Annotated in this window: 9 protein-coding genes and 1 pseudogene; 5 read left to right on the top strand and 5 right to left on the bottom strand. The window is 37.0% G+C overall.

The features are described from left to right. From U9Q18_03035 to U9Q18_03015, 5 genes and pseudogenes are all read left to right on the top strand, one after another. A partial coding sequence (locus U9Q18_03035; GenBank protein ID MEA3313331.1) for an integrase core domain-containing protein occupies nt 1-482 on the top strand: 482 nt, incomplete at its 5' end. Nucleotides 483-776: 294 nt separating this feature from the next. Beyond that, nucleotides 777-1,880: pseudogene (locus U9Q18_03030) on the top strand (inositol-3-phosphate synthase). Nucleotides 1,881-1,883: 3 nt separating this feature from the next. Further along, nucleotides 1,884-3,194, top strand: a complete 1,311-nt coding sequence (locus U9Q18_03025) for a sugar phosphate nucleotidyltransferase (protein ID MEA3313330.1) — start codon at nt 1,884-1,886, stop codon at nt 3,192-3,194. Between the two features lie 1,209 nt (nt 3,195-4,403). Then, on the top strand, nt 4,404-4,979 hold the full coding sequence (locus tag U9Q18_03020) for a hypothetical protein (protein ID MEA3313329.1): 576 nt from the start codon (nt 4,404-4,406) through the stop codon (nt 4,977-4,979). Beyond that, entirely contained in the window at nt 4,976-5,728 is a 753-nt protein-coding gene (locus U9Q18_03015; protein MEA3313328.1) for a nucleotidyl transferase AbiEii/AbiGii toxin family protein, read from the top strand. The genes U9Q18_03020 and U9Q18_03015 overlap by 4 nt, the downstream gene beginning before the upstream one ends. A 174-nt stretch (nt 5,729-5,902) precedes the next feature. Here the strand turns inward: U9Q18_03015 and U9Q18_03010 are convergent, their stop codons facing one another. The 5 genes from U9Q18_03010 to U9Q18_02990 all read right to left on the bottom strand — a co-directional run bounded on the left by U9Q18_03010 (nt 5,903) and on the right by U9Q18_02990 (nt 9,655). Next, nucleotides 5,903-6,229 (bottom strand): type II toxin-antitoxin system PemK/MazF family toxin, encoded by a 327-nt coding sequence (locus U9Q18_03010; GenBank protein ID MEA3313327.1) that lies wholly within the window; start codon nt 6,227-6,229, stop codon nt 5,903-5,905. Further along, a complete protein-coding gene (locus U9Q18_03005) occupies nt 6,222-6,443 on the bottom strand; it encodes a hypothetical protein (GenBank protein MEA3313326.1) in 222 nt (73 codons plus the stop codon). The genes U9Q18_03010 and U9Q18_03005 overlap by 8 nt, the downstream gene beginning before the upstream one ends. 445 nt (nt 6,444-6,888) lie before the next feature. Beyond that, nucleotides 6,889-7,308, bottom strand: coding sequence for a hypothetical protein (locus U9Q18_03000; GenBank protein MEA3313325.1), 420 nt, complete (start codon nt 7,306-7,308; stop codon nt 6,889-6,891). 1 nt (nt 7,309) lies between these two features. After that, nucleotides 7,310-8,323: a hypothetical protein gene (locus tag U9Q18_02995; GenBank protein MEA3313324.1), complete on the bottom strand. Its 1,014-nt coding sequence runs from the start codon at nt 8,321-8,323 to the stop codon at nt 7,310-7,312. Nucleotides 8,324-9,037: 714 nt separating this feature from the next. Beyond that, on the bottom strand, nt 9,038-9,655 hold the full coding sequence (locus U9Q18_02990) for a prepilin-type N-terminal cleavage/methylation domain-containing protein (GenBank protein ID MEA3313323.1): 618 nt from the start codon (nt 9,653-9,655) through the stop codon (nt 9,038-9,040). Nucleotides 9,656-10,294 lie beyond the last annotated feature (639 nt).

Here is a 10,294-nt window from a genome sequence, read left to right as displayed (position 1 = left end):
TGAAGCTCTATATCTATAATGCAGTTGATATTAATTCAAGATTCCAGTTCTCTCATGCATTTGAATCAGCAAACAGTAAAAACACAGTTAAGTTTATGAAGAAACTTGAAACTGTATATCCGGGTGAGAGCGGAATAACAACTGTCCAGACTGACAATGGTTCTGAATACCTAGGTGCATTCGATCAATACCTTAAAACTAAACATATCAAACACCTCTTTATCTATTTCACAGACCCAAGGATCAATGGATACGTAGAAAGATCAAACAGAACATTACAGGAAGAATTCATCAACAACCACCTTAATCTATTAGCTACAAATATTAATGCATTCAACTCAAAACTAATCGATTATCTCATCTGGTATAATACTAAAAGAGTTCATAAAGGTCTTAATAATTTGTCGCCTATAGATTTTCTTAAAACATTATCCGGAGTCTCAAATGTATGTAACTCATACATTTCCTTGACCAACAGATAAAAATGATATATAATATTATGCAAAGCTTGATTAAGTTTAGACACATATGAACCTACTACCCAGTCAGATAAGAAGATTACAAAAATCTGTTGAAAGGAGTAGTATCTCTGAATAATAGAGATACTATGGATTGGTGAATGGGTGTCAAAATTTCTAAAGAGTAGATACGGTACAGTTCAATTAAGAGTAAGTGAGTCCTCAAAGAAGTATAGAATAAATTCGTAGAGAAAGATTTGACATCTTAAGGACAACCATCTTTAGATGGAAGGAACTATTAATCAAGGGGGTGGTGCAATGAAAACAATAAAAGTAGGCATCGTTGGCATCGGTAACTGTGCAAGTGCCTTAATTCAGGGAATCCATTACTACAGAAATAAAAATTCAGAAGATGCAATAGGACTGATGCATTGGGACATTAAAGGATACAAACCATCTGATATAGAAATTGTAGCCGCTATTGACGTTGATAAAAGAAAGGTAGATAAGGATTTAAGCGAAGCAATTTTTGCTAAATCAAACTGTACAAAGACATTCTATAAAGATATTCCCAAAACAGGAGTAAAAGTAGCAATGGGAAAAGTTTTAGATGGTGTTGCTCCGCATATGAAGAATTACCCGGAAGATCAAACTTTTGTTATCTCCGACAAAAAAGAAGCAGAAGAAAAAGATATAGTACGACTATTAAAAGAAAGTGGAGCAGAAATCTTGATGAATTATGTCCCCGTGGGTTCAGAAAAAGCAGCAAAATTTTATGCGGAATGCGCGTTAAAAGCAAATATTGCCCTTATAAACTGCATGCCTGTATTTATTGCATCTACTCAGGAATTCGCGGACAAATTCAGACAAAAAAATCTTCCCTTAGTGGGCGACGATGTAAAATCACAACTTGGAGCAACAATTACGCATAGAATCCTGACGCAGATGTTTCAAGACAGAGGAGTAAAATTAGAAAGAACCTATCAGCTCAACACAGGAGGCAATACAGATTTTTTGAATATGCTCTCTCAGGAAAGATTGAAAACAAAGAGAATATCTAAAACAGAGGCAGTACAATCTGTTTTAGATAAACCCTTAAATCCAAACAACATTCATATCGGGCCATCTGATTACGTACCCTGGCAAAAGGATAATAAAATATGTTTTATAAGGATGGAGGGCAAGCTCTTCGGTGGGGTTCCAATGTATATGGACTTAAGGCTTGATGTAGAGGATTCGCCAAATTCCGGAGGTTGCACAATTGACGCAATCCGATGCACAAAATTAGCGTTAGAAAGAAAGATAGGAGGCATACTTACGTCAATCTCCGCATATACAATGTAACATCCTCCTAAACAGTTCCCTGATGAAAAAGCAAAAGAAATGGTAGAAGAATTCATCCAGGGAAAACGCGAAGGGTAATAGATGAAAGCATTAATTATTGCAGCGGGAAGGGGCAGCAGGCTCAAAGATTTTACCGACAATGAGCCAAAGCCCCTTGCTCGACTTTTAGGGTTCTCCCTTATAGAAAGAGTTATTTTAACTGCGAGAGAAGCAGGCATCACCGAATTTGTAATCGTTACGGGATATCTCGGAGGAAAGATAAAAACAAAATTGGGAAATGGAAAGAAATACAACGTTAAAATAAATTATATAGAAAACAAAAAATGGGAAAAAGGAAATGGCATCTCCGTACTTAAAGGCAAAGACCTTATAAATAAAAAGTTCGTGCTGCTTATGACAGATCACATATTTGAATCTAATACACTAAAGAGATTACTTAAGACAAAATTGTCCAATAAGGAATGCATTTTAGTTGTTGATAAGGTGCCAAAAAAGCATATCGATTTAAATGACGCCACAAAAGTAAAAATAGAAAATAAAAAAATAGTAGATACTGGTAAAGAAATAAAAGATTATAACGGTATCGACTGCGGGATGTTTTTGTGCAACCAATCACTTTTTGACGCACTCAAGAAAAGTATTAAAAAGGGGGACGGAACACTCACAGGCGGGATACGCATCTTATCAGAAAAAGGGGGAATGAGATACTTTGATATAAAAGAAAATTTCTGGATTGATATCGATACAAAAGAAGATTTCAGAGAAGCTGAAAAAATTCTATGCAAAAGATTAACAAAGTTAACAGACGGCCCTGTATCAAGATTTCTAAACAGACCTATTTCTATCAAAATTTCAAAACTCCTCATAAAAACTAAACTAACACCAAATTCAATCTCCCTTTTTAGCTTTGCCCTGTGCTTGCTTTCCTCTTATTTCCTTTCACTTGGCAGTTACCTTCATGTTGTAATCGGCGGGCTTCTGTCTCAATCTGCTTCGATCATTGACGGCTGCGACGGCGAAGTGGCAAGGCTTAAATTTCAACAGACAGAATATGGGGCATGGTTCGATACAATACTGGATAGGTACGCAGATGCCTTGATTATTTTAGGGTTGGCTTATGGACTGTGGAGATTGCACGGCAACACAATGATATGGATTATAGGGTTCATTGCCCTGGCTGGCAGTTTTATGAACAGTTACACGGCTACTAAATATGATTTCATTTTCAAAAAGAGCGGGAAAAAGCCGAAAGTACGAATCGGAAGAGACATAAGACTACTTTTAATTATGATAGGTGCACTATCCAACCAAATTTTTTATACGCTTATTATTCTTGGCATTATAACAAATGCTGAAACGATAAGGAGATTATACACTTTAAGAAAAACCTAAAAAAACATCCTAAGAACGCTGTGTTTATGCCAAATTGCAAGAGGCACTCATAAAACGCCCAAATTTAACGATGTATGAGAAATATGTATATTAAGATGAAATATTACTTTTGTGACGCTTAAAATGCATTAAAACGCTAATAAATAACCCTGTGTTTAACAGTGTTTCTTGGGGGTGGCACGAAGGAATGCAGGTTTCTTGGACCTCTCATTTTTAAGGACATCCTCAGGAAACCCTTTATTTAAGCCAAATTCATTTTTAATTTAATGCCAGGGGAATGTTTAATCTTTAAAAATTGTTAGAATACGGCACAAGTTCGCAGAAATGCAATCTAATTTGAATGAGTTAGGAGACACCACTCAATACTCCCCCAAAAAAAGCAAGGATGTAAAAACGAATAACAAAAGAGTAAGAGGATAAAACAAAACGTAAAAGAAAAGATCTCGCAAAGACCCTTTTTTCTGTCACTGCGAGTATTCCGAAGGAATGCGTAGTAGTCCCATAGTAACGAGCCTTTCGTCATCGCGAGGAACGTAACGAAGAGAAGTGACGTGGCGATCTCAAAGTAAATCTTCTTTTTTTTGTTTTCCTAAAACAATTATTTATTGTTAGGGATGAGATTGCTTCGGTCGTTGCACTCTCTCGCAAAGACACTCACTTTCGTCATCGCGAGGAACGTAACGAAGAGAAGTGACGTGGCGATCTCAAAGTAAATCTTCTTTTTTATTATTTTCCTAAAACAATTATTTATTGTTAGGGATGAGATTGCTTCGGTCGTTGCACTCCCTCGCAAAGACAGGGTGTGATAAGATTGTCGCTTCACAGTATAATGCATGTCAAGGAAAAGAACAGAATGACAGGATAGAAACAAAGGAGGAGATTGCCGCGTCAGTCGCTAATGTTCCTTTCTCGCAAAGACAGAAAGGCTGTCACTTCACAGCGTAATACATGTCAAGGAAAAGAGCGCAAAGACCTATAGTACAAAGAAGTATGTAATGCCATCCTCTCTACTTAAATTTTTTCAATAAAACCTTCTTTTATATACTATTTTAAAAAATATCAAAAATTACTCCTGTTAAATGGAAAGATATTAAATTTTTCAATCTTTTTTTGTTTACTTTTTTAATTTTCTTGTTATAATATAATAAATTTTGTCACACTGAGGTAACTATATAGCTACTTGGGTATGATGATCTTAAGGATGAGAACTTGAAAGAAACAAATTTATACAAGATAAAAGAGCAGGCAATTAATTCGGGCAGGATGGTATTTGACTCATTAAGCCTCTCAAATTTAATTGGGAAAAAAAGAGAGATTGCAAAAGTTTACATCTCAAGACTTGTGAAAGCGGGGATTGCAAGGAAACTAATAAGAGGAAAAATATCCTTCACTGACGACGAATACATTATTGCTACACAACTTTTCGAGCCTTCTTACATATCTCTTTTGTCTGCTCTTAATTTTCACGGGCTTGTGCAGCAAATTTCTAAAAACATACAGTGTATAAACCCCAGGAACACAAGAACATACCCTGACTTAGGGGTAGAGTATCACAAAATTTCAAGGAAATTATTCTTTGGATATAAGGTATATAAGAAAGGCAATAGCTATATTTTCGTTGCAGATAAGGAAAAAGCTGTGCTTGACGGACTACACCTGGGACAAATCAAGGAATCATTTTTGAAAGAAGTCTTTAGTCAGCTTGACACCAAAAACCTTTTGGAATATTCAAAAAAATTCAACAAAAAGATTCAAAAACTGGTAAAGGAGACATCAAAACAATGATAAACAAAAATGACCTCATAAAGATAGCCAGATTATACGAAATGCGTCCATGGCAGCAAGAAAAACATTATATTCAGTCGCTAATTTTAGTCGCCATAGGGAAAGAGCCAGTTGTTCTGAAAGGCGGAACTTATTTATGGTTTTTCAATAATTTGCCAAGATTCTCAGAAGATCTTGATTTTACAGCATCTGGTAGATTAAGCAAAAATCTACCAGAGATGGTCTCTGAATCACTTGAATTCTTTGGAGTAGACAACGCATTAAAAATAATTTCGGATAATGAAAAAACACTTTCATTTAGAGTCAGCGCAAAAGGTCCACTAAACACATTAGACATTGATCTATGCTATGTTTACATTGAAATAAACAGAAGAGAAAAAATTATTCTCAAACCTGTCTCCATTTTAACAAAAATAGAGCCTTATGGTTTGCCAATAAAAGTACTTTCAGGAATGCACCTCTCAGAAGTCGCAGCAGAAAAAATAAGGGCTATATTAACAAGAAGTAAAGCAAGAGATGTTTATGACCTCTGGTTCCTTATAAAGGAAGGTTATACGCCTCAGCTGAAAATTGTAGAAGAAAAGTTAAATCATTATGAAAAAAATTTCTCATTAGAATTATTTACGGAAAAACTTAAAAAAACAGAAAACATCTGGGTAAAGGAGTTAAAACCCATTCTTTTCGGGCACCTGCCGGAGTTTCAAGGTGCATTTGAATTTTTAATCAACAAAGTAAAAGAAATCAGTTAGATGTAAGGACAATCTTTGTGAGCGAGTTTGCCTGCGCTACTCTTCAGCAAATTTACTCTTCTGCAACCTACAATCCTAAACATCATGCACGCAGATGCCCAAATTTCGCAAACAGTAAAACAGTATAATTATTTTTCTATAAACATTTTTTCCGTTGAAATTTGAGGGGTTTTCTCAACTGATAATTTCCTTGATGGATTCTACAACTCTCCTAAGATCAGGCAAGTTTAACTTACCTACTTCTTTCACGAGCCTTGATTTGTCAACCGCTCTAATCTGATCGCATACAGCAACAACTTTCTTTCCAAGCGCATTAACTTCTACAGTTAACGGGGGCAGAGGCTTTGCAGAAGAAGATAGTGGAACGACAATCACTGTCCTTCTTGCCATATTGACAGGCGTTGCACCCACAAGCACACATGGCCTTTTCTTCTTTATTTCTGATCCACTTGTTGGATCAAGATTCACCCAGTAGATAGTTCCGCGTTCAAAGTTACTCAATTCCGTCTCCAGTTGTTATGTTCCACTCTTCCATCTCTTTATTTAATTTCTCATTCTTTTCCAGTTCAAGCGCAATCTTGTATAATTTCTCATCTCGTCTCTTAACCTCTTCTTCTATAAGTTTTGCAATGATTTTGCTTCTCTCTCCTCTTGGCACAATGGACCTAAACTTTGCTGCCAATTCTTCAGGAATTTTTATAAGCATTTCTCCCATTTTTATCACCTCATATATATTATATACATATCTCTAATATATGCAATAGAAAACGGATGCAAATGAAATATGGGCAGGTTTTTGCGCCTGCCCTAATTAAGTAGATCAGATACGATGACTGGACAAAGACAACGGCGCGATTGCTTCGGGAAAAAGGCAAAAGAGGGGATTACCGCGCTCGCCTGACATCTTACTCGTAACGACAAAAAGGCTGTCGCTTCACGGCAATAACAAAATGCCAAGGAAAAGAGCTCGCAAAGACACTCACTTTCGTCATCGCGAGGAACGTAACGAAGAGAAGTGACGTGGCGATCTCAAGGTAAATCTTCTTTTTTATTGTTTTCCCAAAACAATTATTTGTTGCTAAGGATGAGATTGCTTTGTCGCTACGCTCCGCGCAATGACGGCTTTTCTTCGTCGCTGAGCTCTACATAATAATCTCCTCTTACAATTCCTCGCGTTCTTTATGGTACGTGAAGTTCTTCAATACGCATGTGATCGTATCGTAGAAAGGACAATCAACGACACACTTCACAAATGTTTCGTCTTCTCTGTGGATAAAGACAGTAATGGTTGGCTTGCCTAATGCTTTAAGGTATCTTTTATACGTTGCTTTCAAAATCCTATCCTGGTAATTATCTTCTCTGATTCCCTTCAACCTGTTTTTGATATCAAAAATTTTCTTGTTCCCCTCCCAGCAGGCAAATTTACTACTCTGCCCCAGGCATATTGTCTCGACAAATTCTCCCTTTGCGCGAAGCACATTGAGTTCATCAACAACTCCGGGGATAATACTTTCTGTTTCCTTTTTTGTTTTTTCCGCAAACCCTTCAACTTCTTTTAGCTTTTCCTTTAGAATAATCATTTTATCCCCCTGTGTAATGTTTTGTTTCTTCTTTCATTATCCGTATTGCCACTGTTTTCTTTCGGATTTCCTCTGACGTGAAAACTACTCCGCCGCCCGCCGCCTTTTTGAACGCAATGAGGTATCTGTTTGCTTTTACGTACCTGTTTTCCTCTTTCCTGTAATCATCAGCGAGGTGATCATCGAGCCACGCTGTAAATGTCAAAGGTGTCATCTTTGCTTCCCCCGTCCAGTCCGTAAGGTGTGAAATAATGCTTCCCAGCGAATGAAATTTGAGGCGCCAGAAACTGTCTTTTATCCTCCAGGTACAGATTTTCTTGATAAATTCCATAGGCAGCTTCATTTCAAAAAGCAGGCGGCGTGCGTTCCTCATCTCTCGTGAAATCCATATTTTATCGGGTACTTCTGTGTGCAGAATTTCTTTTGCAAACCAGAGCACAAGGTCTATGCACTGCTCTACTTCTTCTTTTGTCATTTTTCCTTTTACTGAAGAAGAATTGGTTTTTATAATTCCGTTGTTTATAGTTTTGTTTTGAATCTCTTTCCTGTCGTCAGACAGTATATTTATATTTTTTTCTTTTAAAGTTTCTTTTAAAGTTTCTTTAGGGTTCGGGTCCACTTTGTTTTCATCTGTGTTCGTTTGAGATTGGTTGTTGCAACTTGCAACAGCTTTGTGATAATTTGCAACAGTGTGACTTTTTGCAACAGCTGTATTTTTTTGCACCACCCAACTCTTGAAATGCTCGTTGAACTGGAATTTGTCTCCTCTTTTTAACAGCTTTCTTTCCCTGATCATTTTATTTATTGCCCTCGAGCAGACTGCTCTATCCATTTCGTTTGCTTCTGCTATATCTGGTACTGACATTTCTTTTGTCCATTTCTGCCTTACGCCGTTAAAAGAATACCCGCGAGAGTTTCTTAGAACATAAACAGCAATCCTCATCTCTGTGTAGGAGAGCTTACCCTTTCCAAGGATTTCAAGGGTGTTGTTTTTAACCGGGGTGAAGTTAATCATCATTTCCACCTTAAGTAATTAAACAAGGGGGAAGGACAATGCCTCACCCGACCAATTTGCAATAGACATTCAGCGCAAAAACTAAAAGATATGCTTCTGTTTTCCTTAATCATAATCATTAAACACCTCCACTTTATATTTTGCAGGGAAGGGCTGCCAGATTATTACGTTAACCTTCTCCTACATATATAATTATGCAAGGGGGGGAGAGAAAAAGGTTTTTTTGATATTTGTTAGGAGGCCGTTATAACCACGCAAATGCCTTTTAAATGCAACTTATGTTAATAAATATAAAAATTTTTTATATTTATTGTAATGATAGTGCAGCGTAGAGACATCCTGTCTCCGTCACTGCGAGCGTAGCGCGGCAGTCCCATAGTAATATTTCTTTTTTTGTCGCCCTGAATGAAGTGAAGGATCTCTCTTTTGTCGCTTGTTTTGTTATTAAAGTAGAGATTCTTCGTCACTCATTTCGTTCATTCCTCAAAAATGACTGAGCAAAAAAAAGGTGAGACTGCTTCAGCTTCCGTTGGAAGCCTTGCAATAACAACTTCAGAAGGGATTGCTACGCTTACCTTTGGCAAGGAAAAGAGCAGAATGGCAGGATAGAAATAAAAGAGGGCTGCCTTTCGGCAGCCCTGTAAATGCCTTTACCGGAGTAAAATCTTATATTTCAAGACTTGACCTTTTTGTTCCACTTCTCCTTTTCCTAGATTAACTATCCGTCACAACTCCATCCGCATCAATCACTAGTACGCCATCGGTCGTTAAAATTTCTGTTGCAGCAGACACAGAATCAGTCCTGTAAAGGAAAGTTACACCAGCAGTATCTGTCCTTATATAAGCAAAAGTAACCCAGTGGTTGCCATTATCATCAGACAGATAATAAACTAGTCCATCTGCGTTGCTTATTGCTGCAGCAGTAGTTGTAAACGGGTCTATAATGCTATTCAATGTACCCGGTTTCAAATATTCAATGGGTCCCGATTCACCAAGCACATTTGTCCTAGTTGCAATATTTACAGTTGCAGTATTAGGTGCTGTGCCGCCAAGACCTGCTAATTCAGCATTAATTACAGCATGACCAGCAGCATCACTAACTGCTTCTGCAGTTGTAACCACCGGATAACTGCCCCAGTCTGTTCTGAATGTTTCAAGTCCCGTCGCAAGTGTTGCCATATCAGCCGCAAGTCTTGATTTTTTCGCCCTCTCCGTCATCCTCAAATAATTCGGGATTGCAATTGCAGCAAGAATAATGATAATTGCAATTACAATCATTAGTTCAATCAGCGTAAAACCTTTTCTGTTTCTTGCTTTACTAATTTTAAACATCATTTTCCTCCTTTTTGTTTTTTAATTTCTTAAATATAACCGTATAAACTTCTTTTTCTTTTCGCTCCGCTAATGCTTTTCTCTTTTTTCTCTTTTTCACCTCCTTTTATATGTAAAAATAAAATTTCTATTCTTTATTTTATGTCAAAAATTCATTAAGTCAAACATATTTCAATTAAACAGAAAAAAATGCCGGTTACGCCACTCAGCTCCCTGTATCCTACAGCGTCCATTCACCAAGATACAGCTCCTCGCTGTCATTTTCTTTTGCATAAATTTACTTAATTTATATAATTTTAAACCCTTTTTTAGTTCTTGTCAAGTTTTTTATAAAAAATTTTTTATAAAACAATTGTTTGTCGTTAGGGCAGAGATTGCTTCGGTCGTTGCACTCTCTCGCAAAGACACTCACTTTCGTCATCGCGAGGAACGTAGCGAAGAGAAGTGACGTGGCGATCTCAAAGTAAATCTTCTTTTTTTGTTTTCCTAAAACAATTATTTATTGTTAAGGAAGAGATTGCTTCGGTCGTTGCACTCCCTCGCAAAGACGAGAAAAAAGAAAAAAATAAGATTCCGGATCAAGTCCGGAATGTACTGTGTTGTGTCAATACCCTTTAAAGAAAAAGTTTAACTTTTTTC

The sequence above is a fragment of the Caldisericota bacterium genome (genome assembly GCA_034717215.1).
Taxonomy (GTDB): domain Bacteria; phylum Caldisericota; class Caldisericia; order Caldisericales; family Caldisericaceae; genus UBA646.
The sequence above is the reverse complement of the archived record's forward strand: the minus strand, read 5'-3'. Positions and strand labels throughout refer to the sequence as shown.